The organism is Parabacteroides johnsonii DSM 18315 (genome assembly GCF_025151045.1).
Classification (GTDB): Bacteria; Bacteroidota; Bacteroidia; order Bacteroidales; family Tannerellaceae; genus Parabacteroides; species Parabacteroides johnsonii.
The window spans coordinates 2,656,013-2,678,969 of the sequence record NZ_CP102285.1 but is presented as its reverse complement, the minus strand read 5'-3'; the positions used below and the strand labels follow the sequence as shown (position 1 = coordinate 2,678,969).

Here is a 22,957-nt window from a genome sequence, read left to right as displayed (position 1 = left end):
ATATAGGGCTTTTCCTGATATAACCACTATCTTTGCCATAGAATTTTTATAAAAAATAAGATGATTGTTTATAATACAACGTTTCATATAGAAAAAGATATTCTGGATGAAAGTTTGGATTATCTGAAAAGACAGTATATCCCGAAAGCCGTGGAGAGCGGATTTCTACAGCGGCCATGTCTGCGACGTGTGATGCAGGCTGAGGAGGGAGAAGGTATTAGTTTCTCCGTCCAGTTTCATGTTAAGAATGTCGATACGTTGAATTTCTGGTTGCAGAACGAAGGAAATAACCTTCACCGGGCATTAGTTGCCCGTTTCGGTCATAAGATTGCCGGCTTTAGTACTTTACTGGAAGAGATAGACTGGGAGAAATGACGAAAGACCGTGTCATATTAGGTATTGACCCTGGAACGATCGTGATGGGGTATGGAGTGCTGAAGATTGAAGGACACAAACCTAAACTGGAAGCTATGGGCATACTTCAATTGAATAAATACGAGGATCATTATTTGCGGCTTCGTAAGATTTTTGAGCGGGTATTGGGACTTATCGACCAGTATCATCCGGACGAACTGGCCATTGAAGCTCCGTTTTTCGGGAAGAACGTACAGAGTATGTTAAAACTGGGCCGTGCACAGGGAGTCGCTATGGCTGCCGCGCTCGAACGGGATATCCCGATATTTGAATATGCCCCTCTAAAAATCAAGATGTCCATTACCGGAAATGGAAACGCGGCAAAAGAACAAGTAGCTGGAATGCTACAGCGTTACCTGCATATTCCGGAAGCATCCATGTTACCGCAATTAGATGCGACAGACGGATTGGCGGCTGCCGTTTGCCATTATTTCCAGACGAATAATCCGGTACAGGAAAAGAAATATACCGGATGGAAAGACTTTATTGCGAAGAATCCGGGCAAAGTTCATTGATACAAAAAAGGATGCCTGTAATTACAGACATCCCCCTTCTCATAGACACACTTCTCTATGTATATTGAATACACATCGATCTATACGATACCTTGCGCCATCATCGCTTTGGCCACTTTCATGAAGCCCGCAATGTTCGCACCTTTCACATAGTTGATATATTGATCCTCTTTTCCATGTTCGACACATTGCTGATGGATAGCACTCATGATCTGATGCAGTTTGTCGTCGACTTCGGCAGCTGTCCAGGAAATATGCATGGCGTTCTGAGTCATTTCCAGACCGGAAGTAGCGACACCGCCGGCATTGACAGCTTTACCCGGTGCAAAGAGTTGTTTGTGTTCGATGAACAAGTCGACAGCTTCGGCCGTACATCCCATGTTGGACACTTCGGCTACACATAATGTCTTGTTGTCGATCAGCTTGCGTGCATCATCTGCGTCCAACTCGTTCTGAGTGGCACAAGGCAGTGCGATGTTTACTTTCTGTTCCCAAGGTTTCTTACCGGGATAGAAGGTTGCGCCGGGGAATTCTTCGGCATAAGGAGCTACGATGTCATTACCGGAGTTACGCAGTTCCAGCATATAATCGATCTTTTCGCCGGAAATGCCATCCGGATCATAGATGTAACCGTCCGGACCGGAGATGGTGACGACCTTTGCCCCCAGTTCGGTCGCTTTAGTGGCGGCTCCCCAGGCAACGTTTCCGAAACCGGAGATAGCGACAGTCTTACCTTTAATATCTATACCATGAGTTTCCAACATTTGATGAACGAAGTAAAGAGCACCGAAACCGGTTGCTTCGGGACGGAGGATAGAGCCTCCGAATTCCATTCCTTTACCTGTGAACGTGCCGGTGTTTTCGCGGGCCAGCTTCTTATACATACCGTACATATAACCGACTTCACGTCCGCCGACGCCGATGTCGCCTGCCGGAACATCGCGGTCCGGTCCGAGGTTTCGCCATAATTCGAGGATGAACGCCTGGCAGAAACGCATGATCTCCGCATCACTTTTTCCGCGAGGAGCAAAGTCGGAACCTCCTTTTCCACCACCCATCGGCAATGTCGTCAAAGCGTTTTTGAAAGTCTGTTCGAATCCCAGGAATTTTAAGATGGACAGGTTGACAGAAGGATGGAAGCGGATGCCGCCCTTGTACGGGCCGATAGCGTTGTTGAATTGCACACGATATCCCAAGTTGACTTGTATTTCTCCTTTGTCGTCTACCCAAGGCACACGGAAGGTGAAAATACGTTCCGGTTCAACCAATCGTTCGATGATTTTAGCTTTCTCGAATTCGGGATGCTGGTTGTACACTTCTTCAATTGAAAGAAGAACTTCTTTTACTGCTTGCAAATACTCCTTTTCGCCCGGATGTTTTGCTTCCAGTGCTGATAAGATTACTTCTGTCTTCATAGTATATAATTTCTTTTTAAGATAACATTCTGTTTGCAAATATAGGGAATAACCTGGGTTGGCAAAATGTTTTGCTTACTTTTTGATAGTTCTTTTTATGTTCTTGAACAATGTTCTTTAAGTGAAAATCCGGATTTTTGCGGATGGGATTCCGGTTCCCCTTTGTGCCAGGAAATGTGCGGTGCTGTTGGCACAGCCGTTTCCCTGCGGTGAAACGTTTGTGCCATGCTAAGGAAACATCTGTGCCATGCTAAGGGAACGGACGTGCCACTTGCTCAAATCTTGTTACAGACTTTCGGTTGATTGTTTTTTTCCTTACATTTGGGGCTGTTAATTCTATCAAATCATTATGAGCGGAATACCGGACTTTAAGAACCTTGTGTTTAAGGACACATCATTCGCCAATCTAATGAATAAGCGTATATATAATGTATTGCTTATCGCTACTAAATACGACGCCTTCATGCTGGAGGACGATGGGCGAGTGGACGAGCAGATATTCAACGAATATACGTCACTCAGCCTTCGTTACCCACCTCGTTTTACACAGGTGACGACAGAGGAGGAGGCGCTTGCCGAGTTGAAAAACCGTAATTTTGAACTGATCATCTGTATGCCGAATATGGATAACCGAGATATTTTCGCGGCGGCAACGGAGATCAAGATTCATTACCCCAATATACCGATCGTAGTCCTCACCCCGTTCTCGAAAGAGGTTTCCAAGCGGATTGCCAATGAAGATTTGAGCGCGATCGACTATGTGTTCAGTTGGTTGGGAAATGCGGAGTTGCTGCTTGCTATTATCAAGTTGATCGAAGACAAGATGAATGCGCCGGATGATACGGCCAGCGTCGGTGTACAGATTATTCTGTTGGTGGAAGATTCCGTTCGTTTCTACTCTTCGGCTTTGCCGCATCTGTATAAGTTCGTGTTGGAACAGAGCCAGATGTTTGCGAAGGAGGCATTAAACGACCACCAGCGTACACTTCGTATGCGCGGGCGACCCAAAATCAAGTTGGCGCGTACTTATGAGGAGGCTGTCCGCATCTTTAACCAGTATCGTGATAATATGTTAGGGATCATCTCGGATATGAGTTTCATGCACAATGGAGTGAAAGATCCTTACGCCGGATACAAGTTCGGGCAGTATGTGCGGAAGACCGGCCTGATTATCCCTTTTGTGCTGGAATCGTCGGAGGTTGGCAACAAAGTATACGCAAAGGAGTTGGGAGCTTCTTTTATCGATAAGAACTCCAAGAGTTATCCGCAGGATCTGAGGAAGAAGATCATGCAGCGTTTCGGTTTCGGCGACTTTGTTATACTGAATCCCCAGACGAAGGAAGAAATCATGCGCATTAAGGATTTGAAAGATTTGCAAAAGAAGGTCTTTCAGATACCCGACGATTCGCTGGTTTACCACCTGAGTCGCAACCATTTCTCCCGTTTCTTCTATTCCCGTGCCATGTTTCCGCCGGCTGAGGTTCTGAAACGCGTGGATGTGAGCGACTATAAGGATATGGATGAGGCGCGTAAATTGATTTTCGATCTGATCGTACAGTATCGCCGGATGAAGAACTCCGGTGTCGTTGCGGTTTATCAGAAGGAGCGCTTCGATGAATATAGCAACTTTGCCCGCATAGGCGACGGTTCGCTGGGAGGAAAGGGCAGGGGCCTGGCGTTTATCGGGGCGATGGTGAAGCGTTATCCCAAGTTGGAACACGATCATTTTGCAGTGACTATTCCGAAGACGGTTGTGATCTGTACGGATATCTTCGACGAGTTTATGGAGACAAACGAACTGTATTCGGTCGCTTTGAGCGATGTGGATGATGAGACGATCTTGAAATATTTCCTGCGTGCCAGCCTTCCTTCCCGCCTGATTGAAGATCTGATGGCGTTTTTCGATGTTGTCAAAAGCCCGATTGCCGTCCGCTCGTCCAGTCTTTTGGAAGATTCCCATTATCAACCGTTCGCGGGGATTTATTCTACCTACATGGTACCAAAACTGGAAGATAAATATGATATGCTTCGTACATTAAGCGATGCGATCAAAGCTGTCTATGCTTCTGTTTTTTATCGTGATAGTAAGGCATATATGACGGCAACGTCGAACCTTATCGATCAGGAGAAGATGGCGATTGTTTTACAGGAAGTGGTGGGGAACCGGTACAATGATCGTTTCTATCCGACTATTTCAGGTGTCGCGCGTTCATTGAATTTCTACCCGATTGGAAATGAAAAGGCGGAAGATGGTATTGCCAATATCGCTTTAGGCCTTGGCAAGTATATCGTAGACGGTGGCCAGACGTTGCGTTTTTCCCCGCGCCATCCTCATAATATTTTGCAGATGAGTACGATGGACTTTGCGTTACGTGAGACGCAGACCCGTTATTATGCGCTCGATCTGAAGAACTTGACCGAACAATTCTCGGTTGATGATTCGTTTAACCTGCTTCGCCTGAACCTGAAAGATGCCGATGCGGACGGTTCGTTGAAGTTTATTGTCTCGACCTACGATCCTTATGACCAGATCATCCGTGACGGTTACTATCCCGGTGGCCGCAAGATATTGTCTTTCGTCAATATCCTTCAGCATGATGTGTTTCCGCTTGCCGATACGCTTGACCAGATTCTGCATGTCGGGCAGGATGAGATGGGACGTCCTATAGAAATTGAATTTGCGGTTAATATCGATCCTGTGAGGGCAGAGCAGAGCCCTACCCCTACAGCTACTTTTTATCTGTTGCAAATTCGCCCGATCGTGGACAACAAGGAGGTGATGGAAGAAGACTTGACACTCGTCGGGCAAGAGGATACGATACTTTCGTCGACCAGTGTCTTAGGACATGGCATTGTGACGGATGTGCAGGATATCATATATGTGAAGACCGGAGCTTTCAGTTCTTCCAACAATCAGTTGATCGCTTACGATATCGAGAAGATAAACCGGAAATTCACCGCTGAGGAAAAAAATTATGTATTGGTCGGTCCCGGCCGTTGGGGCAGTAGCGATTCCTGGCTGGGCATTCCGGTGAAATGGCCGCATATCAGCAATGCTCGTGTCATTGTGGAATGCGGATTGGAAAATTATCGTGTAGATCCGAGCCAGGGAACGCATTTCTTCCAGAATCTGACCTCGTTCGGGGTTGGCTATTTTACGATCAACCCGTTTAAGGGAGATGGCTGGTTCGATGAAGAATATCTGAACTCCTTGCCCGCAGTGGAGGAAACCGAATATCTCCGCCATGTCCGTTTCGATAAACCGATCGTGATCAAGATGGATGGAAAGAAGAGTCTGGGAGTGGTGCTGAAACCGGTTTAATCTTTCTTCTTGATGAAATCCGAAGGATAATTTACCGGGTTGATGACCTCCCCGCCTTTCAGACGAATCCAGGTTTTGAAGCTGGTGGATCCTTCGGTCATTTCGATTACGCGGGCACCGTTGCTCAGGTTGTTGTATACTGTGTCACCACCGGTATAACGGCCATAGGCAAGCAGGATACCTTTCCAGAAAACAGCATAGTCGTCATCATGATCGTGTCCGACAAATACTCCTAACATATCCCCCATTTCTTTCATTGAGGCGAACATACCGGAGTTCAGTTGTGGAGCGCAGGCTTTTTCTTTTCGCGTTCCGATCAAGATGGCTGTTTCGTCTGATGCAGCCTGGTTGTATTCCGGCAGGGCGATGTGGAAGAATGCCAGCGAGGGCAAAGGAGTGCCGCCATTTTGCTTCGTGTATTTTGCGCTGTTTTCGCGATACCATCGGATCTGGTCGAACTTGATATAATCGTAGCCGCCGATTCCTTTGATCTGTGAATATGAATGCGAGTCCAGGCAGTACAGGATAGCTGCGTCTTTCTTTCCATCGGACGATTTCAGGGGTAGGATAAAATTGGTTGCTCCTACAATTCCGGCTACGGAATCGGTCAGGTTGTAAGGAATCGTCTGTATGATATCGAATAGCTGGGTACGGGTGAGTCCCTGTTCGTCATCGTGATTGCCGAATGTCACACCGAAGGGAATTTTGCGGTTGGCGGCTAAGTTCAAGATCGTGCGCATCCCTTCCTCTGCCGGCTGACCATAGATGACATCACCAGTGAATAGCACTAAGTCCGGCTTTTCCGTATCCAGCACTTCGTTGATGCGTTTGAGGGAAACGGCTGATTTGGGATTTCCGTGAATGTAGTGTACGTCCGTGAACTGTACGATTTTGAACTTGCCGTCTTTATTGAACTTCAAGGCGGGTTTCTGTGCGTAGCCTGGTTGCAGGCTTCCGAGTACAAGTGAAAGGATAATAAGAAGTTGTTTCATCTTTAGATGGTTTTTGTTTATGAATTGTTTACTCGATCGTAATGTCGAATTGATCGTATGAATCTGTTCTCCATGCCTTTTCGGATGTCAGGGGAGAAAGTGCGAATAGGGGAGAGAATGTCTTGATCTTGATCGTCTTCCCGTCCGGCATAAATTCCATGATGCGGAGCCAACAGTCCCCTCCGTTGCCATGCCATTGACCGTCGGCGGTCTGGGCATTGAACATCATTTGGGCTACATTCTTACCTGTGCTGTTTTTGTCAGTCCGGAAGCTGACATTGCCCTTGTAGTCTGTTATCTCGCATTCATGTCCACATATCACCATACAGATGTTGGAGGAAGGATAGACCAGTTTCTGCCAGATTGCTTCTCCGTAATTGGCGGGTGATATTTTGTAGCCTTCCTTAATATGACGCTTGGCTTCCGGTGACATATAGGAGTGCGTCAGCAGAATCACTTTATGATTTTTGTATTTGTCTTTGCCGGTAACTTTTGCCGCCCATTCGATCGCCTCGTCACGTGGAGCAAATTCGAGCGAAATGACTAATAGTTTTCCCCATGTGTCTGTCTCGAACTCATAAGCTGCATTTTCAAGAGTTGGAATACCTTGGTAGTTCAGTCCTGTTTCGACCAATGACTTTTTCCAGCAGCTATTCCGTTCGGAAGGAAAGTAATCGGGAAGGTGGCAGAGACGGTTTTCTGCTTTCTCGTATCCGTAATCGTGATTCCCGGTACAAACGACATAAGATATTTTGTCGTCGAGCCGTTCGAATGCCCTGGATGCGGCTTGCCATTGCTCTTCGCTTGTTTGATTTCCGTTTATGCCATCCGGAATCCGTATCTCGTTCTGCTCAACCAAATCGCCGGTACATAAAACTCCTTTGACGTTCAGTGATCCGATACTGTTGGCGATCCAGGCTGTTTGTAGCTCGAACAACGGCTGGTTGGCATCAAACTTGTTATAACTCTGCGGATCAGGCAGCAGGATCATGGAAAAAGAATTCTTATCGGATAGTTGAGGCCGGACGGGATAGACCTGGGCGATGATTGTTGTCAGGCTCAAAAGGCCGGTCACTAATAATAAAAATTTTATTTTCATGTCTATTTTCAGTTTGTTTTGTTGTTATTTGAAAATCGTCGTCTTTTAATCCGCTAAAGCCTCGCGTCTTCGCTGGATGATTCCGATCAGTTCGATCAATTCTTTTTGGCCACTGGTTACTGCCAAGTCGATGCAGGAATTGCCTTCTGCCGTCTTGATTTCTAGATCGGCCCCGGATTCCAACAGATAGTTGACGAGGTTTTTGTCTCTACGTATTATCGCTATGTGCAGAGCTGTTTGATGGCGATTGTTGAGTGCATTGATATCGGCTCCTAATTCGAGTAGCTGGCGTACCATCTCTTTGTTGCCACGTCCGGAAGCCCAATGGATAGGTGCATCTCCATCGGTATCAGTACGGCTGATGTCGGACCCATGTTCGACAAGTAGCTTTACGATTTCTTTCTGACTACTCTGTACTGCCAATTGTAAAGGAGTGATCCCAAGGTTATTTTGTGGGTCGGGAGCTACTTCAGCTTCCAGTAATACACGCACGTTTTCTTTTGCCCGGTGGAATGCGGCTATGTGTAGGGGAGTGTCGCCTCGGTCGGTGGCTGCTTCCAAGTCATAGCCGGAGTGTTGCATGGCCTTTAAAAGATCGGACTGCCCGCTTTGGGCGATGTAATGTATAGGTAATAAACCTTTATCGTCACGGATGGCTCCGTTCGCTCCCCGTGCCAGCAAGAGCTTGGCCATTTCTTTTTGACGGAAAGCTGTTGCGATGTGCAGAGCCGTTTGTTCGTATTTGTCCGTATAGTTGATATCCACGCCTTTGTCTAAGACGTATCCGGCCAATGCGATCATCCCTGCTTTGGCGATATAGTGGAGCGGAGTACGGCCGCTGTCGTCGACATATGTGATGTCGATATTACCGCTTTTAAACAACATTTCCGCCACTCCGCGTTTACCGTTTGCGCAAGCTTCTAAAAATGCGGCGTCCAGATCGTCCGGATCTGCGGTGATCTTCACCTGCGATTTTTCGATCCGGCTAATGATCGACCTGCGATTTTTTTGCAAGGCCAGTTTGTAAGGGCTGATATTGTTCCTGTTACGGCAATTAGGATCGACTCCGGCTTTCAATAAGAGATTGACGCGTTCCAAGTCGTCATCCTCTACTGCATGGTATAAAGGATTGTTCTGGTTGATATCCGACGTGTCGGCATAGGCCCCTTTTTCCAACAAATGGTTCAGCAGGATGCCATTGCGATTGCGGAACTGATTGTCTGTTGTTTGTGCACAGACGAAGAATGGGGTTCGCTGTAGGTCGTTTACGGCATTGATGTCTGCCCCGTTATCCAGTAAAAGGTCGATGCAGTCGATCGTTTGCGGTTTCGTCTCCTTTACCAGTAAATGCAGAGGTGTGTTTCCGTCTTTGTCTTGTCTCATTGGATCGGCACCGTTTTGTAACAGGTATTGGATAATCTCGGGATATTGTTTCTTGCAAACGATATGAAGCGGTGTTTGGCTAAGGGCGTTCGCTTCATTGACATCGACTCCGAATGTAACCAATAGAGGGATAACCTGCATTTTATTGTTGTCGCAAGCCTCGTGTAACAGTGTGTTTCCTTCTTTCCCATAGAGAACGTATGGGTCGGCTCCTTTCTCTAAAAGCTTGCGGACGATATGGGCGGTTGTTTGCCGGCAAGCATAGTATAGAGGTGATAGATCTGAGTAGTTCATTAGGTTGACATCCAGATCGGACCGCTCCAGCAACAAGTCCAATATAATGTCCGGTTCGTTCTTTTCGGGAGGTACGATTTCGTCCGGTCCGGACTGATAGGCGTATGTATTCTGATAGTCTTTTAACTTTTCATGTAAAATGGAATTCCCGCTTCGGTTCTGTTCGTTAATGTCTTCTACATGGTCAATCAGAAGCCGTAAGATATCTTTTGTATATTCATTGGCGTGAATACGTCCGATGCTTTCCAGTTCCAAGCTGCTTAATGACTCTGATCTATCAAGAAAAAGAGGCAATAACTCTATCAATTCTTTGTAATGGGAGTAGAAGCAGTAATAGTTGATTAGCTCTTTGAGGTAATAATGAGGCTGCTCATATCCGTCAGGGGTGCGAGGTGCATTAGATAGAAGGAAGCCTGCCTCCAGTAACCGACGAATCTCTGCCGTGTTACGTCGATGTAAAGCCTCTTCCATTGCCTGATGTGTCAAATCGTCTGCTCCGGTATGTATTTGATTGTCGTTCATGGTATTTTTATGCAAAAATAAATCGATTGTATCTAAAGTATTTGTTTTTATTTGTCAGGAGTGAAACTTTCCCGGAGAAAGTTTTCAGCCACCTGCAATGTTTCCGGTTTGCCGACATCTATCAGATGAAGGTGCTCGTCTGCGTAGGCGTGGATGTTGGTTTTAGCGCAGATGGAGAGGTAGAAGTTGATGATCGGGAATTTGCCGGTCCATTCTTCCATCCAGTCGAATATTTTAGGAGACAGTACATGTATCCCGCTGAATGCATATTCGTTATATTGGTTCGGATCGAAATCGGGATAGAATGATTTTACTTCGCCTGTCTCACGGTTGCGCCAACCGCATAGTTTGTTTTCCTTATTGAAAAGCAGATAGCGGGAGGTGTTGCGCTTGCTGACTAATAATGTCGCCAGCGGATTTGTCTCTACATGATGATTGTAAAGCGCACGGAGATCAATATTGGATATGATGTCGACATTATGTATCAAAAACGGTTCGTTACCTTGTAAAAATGAGGCGGCATGTTTGATTCCCCCACCGGTATCGAGCAGATAATCCCGCTCGTCGGAGATATGAATCTGGATACCGAAATTATTGTTGGCAGCCAGGAAGTCGATGATCTGGTCTCCCAGATGATGAACGTTGATGACTATCTGATGAAAGCCGGCATCTTTCAATTTAAGGATTACATGTTCGAGCATAGGTTTTCCATTGATAGGAAGCAATGCTTTTGGGGTGTTGTCGGTCAGCGGTTTGAGGCGTGTTCCCAAGCCGGCTGCGAAAATCATAGCTTTCATAATATTGCGTTAAAGAGTTGTTCTATGTTTTGTTCCCTGTGGACGAGGTCTACCCGGACACCGAACTTGGAATGAATATGTTCTGCCATATGCTGGGCGGAGTAAACCGAACGGTGCTGGCCTCCCGTGCAACCGAAACAAATCATCAGATTGGTGAATCCCCGGTCCATATAACGTTTGACAGAAGCATCCACAATTTCGTAAACATGGTCCAAGAAGCGGGTGATCTCTCCGTCTTCTTCGAGGAAGCGGATCACCGGTTCGTCTAATCCGGTAAAATGATTGTAACGTTCGTATTTACCGGGGTTATTGATGGCACGGCAGTCAAAGACAAACCCACCGCCATTGCCACTCGGATCGTTGGGAATTCCTTTTTTATAGGCAAAGCTGACAATCTTGATTTTGAGCGTATGCTTTTGGATGTCGTCATAGAATTGAGACAGATTTGTCAGATCCCGTAGTATGTTGCATAAATAGGGATACTCCGGATAATCTTCTTTCAAAAGTTGCCGGAGGTTGTCGATTGCGAAGGGGACACTTTGGATGAAATGCGGTTTCTTCTCGAAATATCCCCGGAAACCGTAGGCTCCCAAGACCTGTAAAGTCCTGAAAAGAACGAAATGGCGTAATTGCCGGAAGAAATGCTTTTCGTCTATTTCCATATACCTGCGTAGTGCTTGCAGATAGTCGGCTATCAATTCCTGTCTCAGTTCAGTCGGATATTTGGCTTTCGCCTGCCAGAGGAAAGAAGCGACATCGTAGTAGACCGGGCCTTTTCGTCCTCCCTGGAAATCAATGAACCAGGGTTCACCGTTTTTTACCATCACGTTACGCGACTGGAAATCCCGGTACATGAATGTCGGTGTACAGTCTTGCAGCAGGACATCGCTCATTTTTTGGAAATCGTCTTCCAAAAGGTTCTCCTGGAATTCCATTCCGGTAGCTTTCAGGAAACAATATTTGAAATAGTTCAGATCCCAAAGGATCGAACGTTTATTGAATTCGGGTTGAGGATAGCATTGATTGAAGTCGAAACCCTCCGCCCCCTTAAACTGTAGGGCCGGTAGAAGCGTAATCGTCTTATGCAGCAAAGACTTTTCCGTCTCGTCGAAGAAGCAGCTTTTCCGTCCTTTCTCGATTGCATGAAAGAGTAGGGCATCGCCCAGATCTTCCTGGAGATAGAGCGATTTATCATCCGACCAGCAATAAACCCGGGGAACAGGCAATCCTTTTTCTCGGAAATGCGCGGCCATATAAATGAAGGCATTGTTTTCCTCTACGGAGGTTCCGCTTACCCCGATCAGGGAAACGGGGCCTGACAATCTGAAATACCGGCGGTTAGAGCCGGAAGAAGATAGTTCGGTTATGTCAGTTGCCGGTGAACCGGTATATGTCTGGTAAAGTTGTTTTAATTCTTCAGTTATCATGTCTTTGTATTTTCGGCACTAAAGTAGTAAACAATTGACAATTGGCAATTGACAATCGATAATTTTCGTCTGAAAATAAAAAGGCGGGCGTAACCGTTGTACCGGAACGCCCGCCTATACGTCTCTTTTAAGGGGGTGTGTCAAAATCCTCTTGTTCCCGCGTCAAGCGCGGGAACAGGATAATTTTGACATACCTCCTTGATTAAAGTATTCCTTGTGCCATCATTGCTTTGGCTACCTTCATGAAGCCCGCAACGTTTGCACCTTTCACGTAGTTTGTGTAGCCGTCGGCTTGTTTACCGTATTTTACACATTGTTCGTGGATATTCTGCATGATGCTTTTCAGTTTGGCATCTACCTCTTCGCTACTCCAGCTCAGTTTCTGAGCGTTCTGTGTCATTTCCAGACCGGAAACAGATACACCGCCGGCATTGGCTGCCTTACCCGGAGCGTACAGGATCTTAGCTTCCAGGAATGCGTCGATAGCTTCAGGAGTAGAAGGCATGTTAGCACCTTCCGATACGGCGATACATCCGTTGGCAAGCAATGTCTTGGCATCTTCTCCGTTTAGTTCGTTTTGAGTTGCACTCGGCATTGCGATGTCGCATTTTTCTCCCCAAGGACGAGCACCAGCCACATATTTGCAACCATATTGTTCTGCATATTCACGGATACGGCCACGATACAGGTTCTTCAGTTCCATGATGTAATCCAGCTTAGCACGGTCGATACCGTCTGGATCGTAGATGTAACCGTCCGAATCGGACATTGTCACCACTTTGGCACCGAGGCTGATCAGTTTTTCTACAGTATATTGGGCTACGTTACCTGAACCTGAAACACAAACGGTCTTTCCTTTGATGTCGATTCCCTTTGTATTCAGCATTTCCAGCAGGAAGTAAACATTTCCGTAACCAGTCGCTTCGGGACGGATCAGTGAACCGCCGAATTCGCGTCCTTTGCCGGTGAATGTCCCCGTGTTTTCCTGAGCCAGTTTCTTATACATTCCGTACATATAACCGACTTCACGTCCGCCAACACCTATATCACCTGCAGGAACATCCGTATCCGGGCCGATATGGCGCCATAATTCCAATACGAAAGCCTGGCAGAAACGCATGATTTCAGCGTTTGACTTACCGCGCGGGCTGAAGTCGGAACCCCCTTTGCCACCGCCCATCGGCAGAGTTGTCAGTGAGTTCTTGAAAGTCTGTTCGAAAGCCAGGAACTTAAGGATCGACTGGTTTACAGAAGCGTGGAAACGGATACCTCCTTTATACGGGCCGATCGCATTGTTGTGCTGGATACGGTATCCCATGTTGGTTTGGATCTGTCCTTTATCATCCATCCAGGTTACACGGAAGGAGAAAATACGATCGGGGATACAAAGACGTTCGATCAGATTGCTCTTTTCAAATTCGGGATGTTCATTGTAAGCCTCTTCGATTGTTCCTAATACTTCTGAAACTGCCTGATGATATTCCGGTTCATTCGGAAATCTTCTCTTTAAGTTGTCTAAAACTTCACTTGCCTTCATAAGACTGATTTTATTTAGAATGTTATATTTATAATCAATTTGTTAACCGGTAGCCGTTTTTTTAACGACCTCGCAAAGGTAAGCTAAAATTTTACACAAACAAATATTTGAAAGAAAAAATGCATTAAAAATATCATTTCGGTATTTTAAACGGGTAAAAGTAACTAAATGTCATTCGTCTCTTCGTCTTCTACTCTTATAGATAGGGACGAACACGATGATTGCTGACGCTACCAGGGCAAAAACGATATCAAAGGTTATCTTTTCGCTGTATGCAAGCAGCATGTAGCAAAGGACACCCCATAAAAGAGTGATACATACGGCTTGACTATTTGTAATCTTTCTGCGTGCCATAGTTTACATTTGTTTAGTTGGATGATACAAGCGAACCGAAATAAATGACCAAGGCCAAAAATACGGCTACAAGGATAAAAAGAACGATAATTTGTTTTTCGAGAGGAAGATGACGGAGGAACGGAACGTGACGTGTCCAACCTGAAACGGCTTGAATCTGTTCGGCTTCTTCGTCTTCTTTCGGAAATTCGTATCCGTTTGCTTCCAAAATCTCCATTGCACGGGGAACTTCGCTTTCAAGCAGTTCAATGCGAATGCCACCCATATTGGCTGGGTACATGACCTGGCTCGTATATTCGTTTCTCAGATAACATTTGATTCCTTCCGATTTCAGGAGGGATTCGATCATCTGTGCTGCTTCCGGTTCATAGAAACGAGCTATTTCAACTATTTTATCTTCCATTTTTCCTCCATATTAATGTATTGTATAATGTAAATGATGAATTTACCCGTTTATTAATTTATTCGCAATTTCTGTGGCTTGGCGGATACGGTCAGCCATGCCGATACCGCCTTTGATGTTTCCGGCCAATGTAAGGCCAGGGTAATGCGCTTGCAGTTCGTCGATCGTTTCGAAGCGGGTGCCGCTATTCTGTTCGTATTGCGGAATGGCATGTTCGTGACGGAAGACACGGATCATATCAGGTTCCGTTTCCTCCGGAAATTTCAACATGGTGTGGAGCTCGTGTCTGATGAGCGCTTTCAGTTCCTCTTCCGGCCAGGTCGTCAGGTCGGCATGCTTTACGCCTCCGATAAAGAACGAGAAGAGGGCACCCTCTTCCGGAGCCCGTCCGGCAAAACAAGCGGAGGGGAAAAGAATTCCGAGCACATCTTTTTTCTCACAGGAAGGAACCAGGCCTCCGAACGCATCGAAACGTAATCCACCGGTGTCGCGGAACCCGACGCTGGCCTGTACGACCGGTGCATAATACAAGTTACTGATCCGGTCCATCTTTTCTTTCGGGACAAACGGCAACAGGGCCGGCAGTGTATAAGCGCCGGTGGTCGTAACTATCCGTTCCGCAATAATAGTCTGTTCGCCGTCGGCTGTCGAATAGGTAGCCATCCATTTGTTTGCACAAGGGCGGACTGTGACGTCAGCGGCCGACAGTGTGATATGGGCCGGGGCGATCGCCTCGGCCATCGCCCCGGTCAGTTTGTCCAACCCTCCGGCGACGGAAAATACTTTCTTGCTGGCGAGGCGGTCGCGATCCGTTTTCGGCTGCTTGGCTTTCGCGATGGTTCCGCGGATGAAGCTTCCATATTGCTGTTCTAAGTTATAGAGTTTAGGGAGCGCATAACGAGTGACGAGTTTCATCGGATCGCCGGCATAGACACCGGATAGGAATGGGTCTACCGCATAGTGCAGGAATGATTTACCCAAGCGGCGGGCTGCCAATTCCCCGACAGACTCATCCGGATTGTTCCCTTTTGCCCGAAACGGTTCTCCGAGGATACGGAACTTGTCGCCAAGCGTAAACAGAGGAGTCGTGACTGCACTGAACAGTCCGGACGGGAGGGCCCGGAACCGATCTCCTTTCCAGATCAGCCGACGTTTGGATTCTTCGCGGGCAGTCTCCAGTGCACAGGCAGGGGAGAGGGCTTCGAAAAGTTCGGCGACTTCGGGGTAGGAGACGACACCTGTATTGGGGCCGCTTTCGTAGACAAAATCCTTTTCGCGGAACGTATGGATTTGTCCTCCGACACGATCAGCCTTCTCGAGGATATGAATGTCTTTTCCGGCGCGAGTTAACCAGAAACCGGTCGTCAATCCGGTCAATCCGGCACCGATAATCAGAATATCTGTCTGCTGGGAGTCCATTTTGTTATACAGGTTTAGAAAATGATTTGTTTGTTTCGAGCATCAGCTTGTCCAGCGAAGCGGCTATGTTTCGTACGAAAAGCCTGCCTTCAGGTGTCATCCTGATTTGGTTTTTGTCGAACTCGATTAGTCCATCCTCTGCAAATTCGCGTAGATGCGCTTCGTCATAGGCGGTTGCCTGCTTGATGGATCGGGCGGGGGTGGAAAGCTGTTCCGACAGTTCGTTCCAGTCGATCCGGTAGTTGCACATCAGCATTTCGATTGCTTCTCGTGTGATCTGTTCCTCCCGGCTTAGGAGATATCCTTTGGCGACAGGCAAGATGCCGGCTTCGACTTTCTCGATATACTCCATGATATCTTTTGTGTTCTGAGCGTAAGCCGTTCCGAGCTGGCTGATTCCGGTCACACCGAAAGCATAGACCTGGCCGGTAGTGCGGCGCGTACAATATCCCTGGAAATTACGATGTAGCTGTCCGTTCTGCGAAGCTGTGTACAACTCGTCGTCTTTGCGGACGAAATGATCCAGACCGATCGGCTGGTAGTCTGCTTCGCAAAGGATCCTGTGGGCTGTTTCGAACATCCGGCTCTTCTCGTCGCCCGATGGCAGTCCTACTTTTTCCAATATCTGCTGCCGGGGGAAAGCCCAGGGCACATGCGCATACGAGAAGGTGACGAGCCGGTCCGGTTTCATGGCAACGGCTCTTTCGATTGTCTGGGCAAAGCTTTCTTCCGTCTGGAAGGGCAAGCCGTAGAGAAAATCCATATTGACACGTACGTCGAGCGAACGCAGGATCTCCATGACGTCTTCCATCGGGATTCTGGACGATTGACGGTTTACGCCTCTCAGGACCTCCTTGTTGAAATCCTGTACACCGATACTCAGTCGGTTGAAACCGGATTTGACCAATTGAACCCAGCCTTGTTCCATTATCCAGCCCGGATGGCATTCGACTGCTATCTCCGGATTGGCGATCGTTGGGAACTTGTCTAAAACATGGTCGTTCAGCTCTTCCAGCTCGATGGCCGGCAGGACGGTAGGGCTACCGCCTCCGTAATGGATTTGCGAAACTTTGCGTCTGTTGTCGAGCAGAGGTAATACCAGGTCGATCTCTTTATGTAAGGCTTCGACATATCGGTCTACGATTTCTCCTTCCGGAACGGGATAGGAATTGCATCCGCAATAGTGACAGAGGCGGTGGCAGAAAGGAATATGGAAATAGAAGGAAATTAACTCTGGTTTTTGATTGTTTGACGCTTGGAGGGCATCCGCATAATCATAGTCGTTGAACCCGTCATGGAAATAGTTTGCCGGCGGATAGCTGGTGTACCGGGGAACCGGTACATTGTATTTGTCTAAAAGTTCTTGTTTCATATCGTATTTTTATCTTTTCTGAAAACTGTTATTATATAAATAAGAGATACCAAAGCGATGCTTGCCTCAAAGAAGAAAAGCCCGTGATAACCCGTATGATCTGCAATTTTCCCACTCAGGATAGCCATCAACATGCCACTGAGATGCGTGATGACCGTCTGGATCGTGAAATCCGTTCCTTCGCGTCCTGGGCGTACACAGTCCATAGCGGTCGTATAAACTACGATCGTCGCCATCCCGTAGCTGCCCCACAGAAGGAAAATCCCGCCATAGAGCAAGGTAGTCGTAGGATGCACATACGAAAGTCCGAGGAAATAGAGTGTCGCTATCAAGACAAATACTGCAAACAGGATGCGTGCCCTGAAACGACCGATCCGCCGTACGATCATCCCGCCGGCAAATGAGGAGAGGAACCCGATGAATGTCCCCGCCACTCCGCTCATCACTCCGATCTCCTTCATGTCGTAGCCTAAGTCGACCAGCCAGGGCTTCAACATGGCGAGCGTACCGATCAAGCCGGAATAGTAAAGGAAAAGGAAACCGATCTGTTTCCAGATGCTCCGGCGGGCGAAGAAATAGATCACATCCGCCTTTTTGGCCCGTTCGTGCGTGTCCTTCGGTTGGATGCGGAGGCCTTTGTTGAAAAAGAGCGGCAGGAGGGCAGCGATGACAAACAGTGCGACGCAGGGCAACAGCCCGTTCCATCCGATCTGTTTGAAAAGTAGGAGCAAGACACCGCCCCCGATCATCGAACCTCCGAAACTTCCCATCGACTGCATACTGTTTACAAGACTTTTATCCTTCCGGCTGAAAGCGAGTACCGCCAACGCGTCGGTCGCGATATCCTGCGTGGCGGAAGCGACGAAGGAAACGATGATCAGGGCGACGATCGTATAGAAGTCCGTATGGAAATCAAGGAAAGCGACGGCAAAGATCAGGCCGGCGTAGATCAGTTCGGAAGAAAAAATCCACCGTTTATAATCGCCCGTCGTCACGGCGTGTCGGTCTACCATCGGTGACCAAAGGAATTTTAGTATCCAAGGCAACTTGATCAACTGGAGAAGCCCGATGGCCGAGAGCGAAAAGTTTTCCTGACGCATCATGACGGGGATGACGGTGGAAAAGAAGCTCATTGGGATCGTCTGCGCGATGTAGAGGCAGAAGAAGGTCGCGAGGTTGTATGTTTTGTCTTTCTGTATCATAATATCGTTATATAATCATCCGACTTCCGGCCGGGGCTTTAAGAGTTTTCAAAGTGTCGTCCGAACTTCTGCCGAGACTTTTAAAAATTCAATTGTATATTCCCTCCGATCGTGAACGGCCGTCCTTTTTGTGCCAGACCCTTTCCGCCTGTTTCGAAATAGAAAGCAGAATAGTCTGCACCGGTCATATTTTTCCCCCAGATTGCAAAGGTAATAAAATCTTTTGTAGCAGACACTTTTGCATTCAATAGTCCGTAGTAGGGTTGTGAGATTTTATTGTCTTCTTTCCATTGGATACGTCCCGTTCCGGTGTAGTTTGCACTGATTGTGAAGCGATCGATGTGTCGGCAAGGGTTCGGGATCGTGTAATCGGCTCCGACGGCAAAAGTGTGGCGTGGGACCATCGGCAGGAAATTGCCGCTGTAGTCGATGCCTTTCCGTTCATCTTTGTAATCTTTGAAAGTGGCGTGCGTAAAGCCGTAGTTTACCTGTACCATCAGCCCGTTGACCGGATTCCCTTGCAGGCTGACTTCGACACCTTTGCTCTCACTACGTCCAGCGTTACGCAGGAACTGCCCGTTCTGGGTGGCGAGCATCTGGTAAATCTGTTGGTTCTTCCAGTCGATCCAGAAGAAACAGACCTCAGCGTTCAGGCGGTTGTCGAGAAGCGGGTGCTTTGCTCCCAACTCGTAGTTCCAACTGGTTTCGGGGCGGAATGTGCGGTCTTCCTCACGATCGAAGGAGGTATTGAAACCACCTGTCTTATACCCCTTCGTCACGGTGGCGTAGAGCATGCCGGTAGACGGGAACATATATTGCAGGGCGATTTTCGGGGTGACCTGGCTGAATTTGAGCCGGCTGTCGAAGGCATCCATCTGCTTGCTGCCGCCGTCCGTTTCTTTATAAAAAAGAAAATCGTTGGAGGTGTGCTCATAATCGTAGCGGATGCCGAAAGTCAGTGACAGACCGCGCGTCAGCAGGTCGTCGATTGTGGATTGGTGGTAGAAAGCGACACCATAGGTCGGCGTGTCGTACAGCTTGCGTGTCGCATAGTCTTTGGTAAAATAATCGAGTGTCACGGTATTGTCTATCCCCTGCCAGAAACCGAAGGCACCGAACAGCCATTTGTAGCGTCCGGGAGTCGTTGATTTGATGTTCAGTTCTTCGGAAAACATTTTCTGCTTCATATCCTGACGTGCGAAATAGATGCTTTTGGGAGAGAAATCCTGGTCGATGCCTTGATGGTCCGAGATATATTGGAAGGCGGTCCGGCTGTTGATGCTGTAGCCCCTTCCCTGGTAATCCGCCGAGAAGCCGGTTGTCGAAAGTGTCCGTTTGTAGAAACTGTAGTCATTATAGTTGACTTCTCCCGGTTTATGGGTGACCGAATCGCAGACAGCGTAGGGATAGCCGCCCTGGACAGAACGGTCGAACGAACTCATCAGCCCGATCGAAAGGTTCTTTCGAGGCTTCCATTCCAGGCGGATGCGGGCGGAACCGGACTTCATATCATCTGCCTTTTTATCCGTAAACAGGTTGGTAAAATAGCCGTCGCTGCTTTGGAAATCACCGGAAACGGCATATCCGAACTTTTCTCCGATCTTTTTATAATGGGAGAGGGCATAGTCGCGGTAACCGTAGTTGCCGTTGGAAAGCCAGATGTTCGTCCCTTCATATTTCAGAGGCGATTTTGTATAGACATTGATGATGCCGCCCATCGTGTTACGGCCGTAGAGTGTCCCTTGCGGACCGCGCAACACTTCGATCCTGTCCACTTCATTGAAATCAAAATCGAAAGCTGATTTTTCGAAGTAGGGGATGCCGTCCACATAAAGCCCGACCGAGGGTGCATTGATTTTCGATCCGATCCCCCGGATATAAACCGGTGAGGTCAGTTTCGATCCGTAGTCCGGCATGAAAAGATTCGGGATGAACGAACTGAATTCTTTGATTCCCGTGATATTCCGGTTTTGGATGGCCGTTCCCGTCACGGCTGATGCCGATAGGGGTTCCAGCCTGAGGTCCCGCTGTTGCTTGAACGATTGCACGACCACTTCGTTCAGTTCGACATTGCGGATCTTCGCCGTATCTTTTTCAATCTCTTCCCCTTTTGCCGTGTATGTCAGGCAGAGCAGTAACGGGAGGTAATAGAATAATTTCATGTCTTAAAATGTAACGGTGATTTCGCCTCCGATCTGGAAAGGTTTGCCTTTCTGGATGAATGACTGGTTGAATGATTCGAAATAGAACGCCTGGTAGTCCGTGCCTGTGATGTTGCGGCTCCACAGGTTGAGGTTGACGATTCCCTTGCGGATACCTGCTTTTGCATTGACGAGGCCGTAGAACGGTTGGCTGATGTCGTTTTTTTCTGTCCAGAAGATCTTGCCGGCCCCGGTGAATTGGGCGGATGCAGTAAATTGGTCGATCATTTTCCGGTGGAGCAGTTTCGTGTATTGCAATCCTAAGCTTACGGTGTGGCGCGGTGTGTAAGGAATGAAATTATCCTTGCAGTCCGTTTTTACGATCTGGCTGTTCTCGTCCTTGTCCGTGAAGATGTAATCGCGGAAGGTGGCGTGTGTAAAACCGTAGTTAAGATCTGCGGTTAGTCCGTCCATGATACGCCCGCGCAGGCTCAGTTCCATGCCGTAGCTGTTCGCCTTTCCTCCGTTGGTGATCAGACGCCCGCTGCCGTTTTCGGCAAAGCTGGTCAGTTGGATGTCACGGATGTCCATATAGAAGAGTGTCAGCTCTGCACTCAGCCTGCCTCGGATCAGTTCGCTACGGATGCCTGCTTCGTAATTCCAGCTATGTTCCGGTTTATAGGAAGCGACGTCTTCCACTTCTCCCGGTTGTTCGGCCTTGTCGGGGGCGAACTTGGACATCAAGTCATATTTGGCTTGAGCCTGGACCAGGTCGCCGAACATCTGTACATTATATCCTCCTGTCTTGTATCCTTTGGCGACCGAGACATATGTGAATGTTTCGGGTGTGCACTGGTAACGGAGTGAAATCTTCGGCAATACTTGCAGGAAATCTTGTGAGATGTTGCCGTCCATAGTTGTTGTGACCGGTAGTGTCATCTTCATCGGGCCCATTTCCACGCCGATCTTCATGCTGTCTACAGCCGAGTGATAGTCCAGACTGGCTTTTTCGTAGTCCAGACGGATACCGGCGGTAATGGAAAGTCCTTCGACAAAGAGGTCGTTGTAGGTCGATTGGTGGAAGGCGGCGAAACCGTGAGTCGGTGTGTCGAAGTTGCCGGGGAAATAGATCTGGTTCAGTTTGTCTCCCTGGACGGTCAGTTTCGGTGCTTTCGGATTATTGGCCAGGATGTCGTCGAATGCTTTTTGCAAAATACCTGTCAGCCCGTCTTGCTTGAAGATCACGGGACCGTCAGTATTCAGGCTGTTGTAAAAACCGTAGGCGCCGAAGCTCCATTGGTAATTGCTTTTTGTATTGGATTTGATCGCTAGCTCTTCGCTCCAGGCATATTGTTTCTGTCTTTGATGGAGGGTGAAGACAGATAGTTCCGTATAGTCCTGGTCCATTTTCATATCGTCTTTCAGATATTGGTAAGCCGTGGTGGAGGCGAGGATGAAACGGTCTGTTTTCCATTCCAGGTACAAACTGTTGTTCAGTGTGCGGCGCCAATAGGAACTCGGATCGTTGATGCGGATCGGCTGTACGGTACCGGTTTGTGGGTCGTACTGCCCGTAAGGAAAGGCTTTTTGCGTTACATAGTCATAGTTGAATGTATATTGCGCTTTCAAATGATCTGTAATATACCCCTCCAACTTGAAACGGCCGCCTGCCGATTCCTCCTTATCGGCCTTTGTGTTGTTGTATTCGTTGATGAAAAAGCCGTCGTTACGGTCGTAATATCCGCTTAATGAGAGTCCGATGTTTTCTCCGATCTTGCTGTATTGGGAAACTTTGGCTTTGGCTACCCCGTAGTTGCCCATCGACATTGTGACTTTTGTTCCTTGGTAATCGAAGGGGGAGAGGGTGTAGATGTTGACGATACCTCCCATTGCATTGCGTCCGTAGAGGGTTCCCTGCGGTCCGCGTAAGACTTCGATGCGCTGAATATCGTTCAGCTCGAAATCAAAAGCACTTTTATCCAGGTAAGGGACGTTGTCAACATATAATCCGATGGATTGCCCACTGCTTCGCGCTCCGATTCCACGTATATAGATGGCCGAAGTCATTTTCGAACCATAGTCCGGCATATAAAGGTTGGGGATGAAAGCGCTGATATCCTTGAGGGCATCTATCTGCTTGGCTGCTATCGCTTGGGGTGAGAGGATGGAAACAGCTCCCGGAAGCGTACGAAGGTCGTTCGTTTCCTTTGTGGAAGAAGTGACGATCACTTCACCTATATTATAGGTCTTGATCGTGTCGTTCACATTTTCATTCACCCGTTCGGCTTTAATCGGTTGCAAACACGTAAGCGCGCCTGCAACAAGGATATACAGATAGCGTTGATTCAT

Annotated in this window: 17 protein-coding genes; 3 read left to right on the top strand and 14 right to left on the bottom strand. The window is 47.8% G+C overall.

Translation table 11 applies throughout. From position 1 onward, the window contains the following. Window positions 1-60 precede the first annotated feature (60 nt). Complete coding sequence (locus tag NQ564_RS10940; RefSeq protein WP_008151097.1) at window positions 61-375, top strand: DUF4286 family protein; 315 nt, start codon at window positions 61-63, stop codon at window positions 373-375. Continuing rightward, on the top strand, window positions 372-929 hold the full coding sequence (ruvC, locus tag NQ564_RS10935) for a crossover junction endodeoxyribonuclease RuvC (RefSeq protein WP_008151096.1): 558 nt from the start codon (window positions 372-374) through the stop codon (window positions 927-929). Before NQ564_RS10940 ends, ruvC begins: the two co-directional genes overlap by 4 nt. A gap of 80 nt (window positions 930-1,009) precedes the next feature. Here the strand turns inward: ruvC and gdhA are convergent, their stop codons facing one another. Beyond that, window positions 1,010-2,344, bottom strand: coding sequence for an NADP-specific glutamate dehydrogenase (gene gdhA / locus NQ564_RS10930; protein WP_008151095.1), 1,335 nt, complete (start codon window positions 2,342-2,344; stop codon window positions 1,010-1,012). Between the two features lie 349 nt (window positions 2,345-2,693). Between gdhA and NQ564_RS10925 the strand changes: the two genes are divergently transcribed. Then, a complete protein-coding gene (locus NQ564_RS10925; protein WP_129650096.1) occupies window positions 2,694-5,666 on the top strand; it encodes a PEP/pyruvate-binding domain-containing protein in 2,973 nt (990 codons plus the stop codon). On the opposite strand, the gene NQ564_RS10920 is transcribed toward NQ564_RS10925, so the two are convergent. The 13 genes from NQ564_RS10920 to NQ564_RS10865 all read right to left on the bottom strand — a co-directional run bounded on the left by NQ564_RS10920 (window position 5,663) and on the right by NQ564_RS10865 (window position 22,957). Further along, on the bottom strand, window positions 5,663-6,658 hold the full coding sequence (locus tag NQ564_RS10920) for a metallophosphoesterase family protein (RefSeq protein WP_008151091.1): 996 nt from the start codon (window positions 6,656-6,658) through the stop codon (window positions 5,663-5,665). The genes NQ564_RS10925 and NQ564_RS10920 overlap by 4 nt on opposite strands. Before the next feature lie 28 nt (window positions 6,659-6,686). Next, the gene (locus NQ564_RS10915) at window positions 6,687-7,757 is read right to left on the bottom strand and encodes a metallophosphoesterase (RefSeq protein WP_008151090.1); all 1,071 of its coding nucleotides are present in this window, start codon (window positions 7,755-7,757) and stop codon (window positions 6,687-6,689) included. A 45-nt stretch (window positions 7,758-7,802) separates the two neighbouring features. Beyond that, window positions 7,803-9,956: an ankyrin repeat domain-containing protein gene (locus tag NQ564_RS10910; protein WP_008151089.1), complete on the bottom strand. Its 2,154-nt coding sequence runs from the start codon at window positions 9,954-9,956 to the stop codon at window positions 7,803-7,805. A gap of 47 nt (window positions 9,957-10,003) precedes the next feature. Continuing rightward, window positions 10,004-10,753 carry a nucleotidyltransferase family protein gene (locus NQ564_RS10905; RefSeq protein WP_008154954.1) on the bottom strand — a complete coding sequence of 250 codons (750 nt, stop codon included), beginning with the start codon at window positions 10,751-10,753 and terminating at the stop codon, window positions 10,004-10,006. Further along, complete coding sequence (locus NQ564_RS10900; RefSeq protein WP_008151083.1) at window positions 10,750-12,180, bottom strand: RapZ C-terminal domain-containing protein; 1,431 nt, start codon at window positions 12,178-12,180, stop codon at window positions 10,750-10,752. The genes NQ564_RS10905 and NQ564_RS10900 overlap by 4 nt, the downstream gene beginning before the upstream one ends. A gap of 202 nt (window positions 12,181-12,382) precedes the next feature. After that, window positions 12,383-13,717 (bottom strand): NADP-specific glutamate dehydrogenase, encoded by a 1,335-nt coding sequence (locus tag NQ564_RS10895; protein WP_008151081.1) that lies wholly within the window; start codon window positions 13,715-13,717, stop codon window positions 12,383-12,385. Between the two features lie 171 nt (window positions 13,718-13,888). Further along, window positions 13,889-14,071 (bottom strand): hypothetical protein, encoded by a 183-nt coding sequence (locus tag NQ564_RS19350; protein ID WP_008151079.1) that lies wholly within the window; start codon window positions 14,069-14,071, stop codon window positions 13,889-13,891. Window positions 14,072-14,084: 13 nt separating this feature from the next. Next, window positions 14,085-14,474 carry a putative signal transducing protein gene (locus tag NQ564_RS10890; protein ID WP_008151078.1) on the bottom strand — a complete coding sequence of 130 codons (390 nt, stop codon included), beginning with the start codon at window positions 14,472-14,474 and terminating at the stop codon, window positions 14,085-14,087. A gap of 42 nt (window positions 14,475-14,516) precedes the next feature. After that, on the bottom strand, window positions 14,517-15,893 hold the full coding sequence (gene hemG / locus NQ564_RS10885; RefSeq protein ID WP_008151076.1) for a protoporphyrinogen oxidase: 1,377 nt from the start codon (window positions 15,891-15,893) through the stop codon (window positions 14,517-14,519). Between the two features lie 4 nt (window positions 15,894-15,897). Continuing rightward, window positions 15,898-17,265 (bottom strand): oxygen-independent coproporphyrinogen III oxidase, encoded by a 1,368-nt coding sequence (hemN, locus tag NQ564_RS10880; RefSeq protein WP_008151074.1) that lies wholly within the window; start codon window positions 17,263-17,265, stop codon window positions 15,898-15,900. Further along, on the bottom strand, window positions 17,262-18,467 hold the full coding sequence (locus NQ564_RS10875) for an MFS transporter (protein ID WP_008151072.1): 1,206 nt from the start codon (window positions 18,465-18,467) through the stop codon (window positions 17,262-17,264). The genes hemN and NQ564_RS10875 overlap by 4 nt, the downstream gene beginning before the upstream one ends. An 80-nt stretch (window positions 18,468-18,547) precedes the next feature. Next, entirely contained in the window at window positions 18,548-20,629 is a 2,082-nt protein-coding gene (locus NQ564_RS10870; RefSeq protein ID WP_008151071.1) for a TonB-dependent receptor, read from the bottom strand. Between the two features lie 3 nt (window positions 20,630-20,632). Beyond that, a complete protein-coding gene (locus NQ564_RS10865) occupies window positions 20,633-22,957 on the bottom strand; it encodes a TonB-dependent receptor (RefSeq protein WP_008151068.1) in 2,325 nt (774 codons plus the stop codon).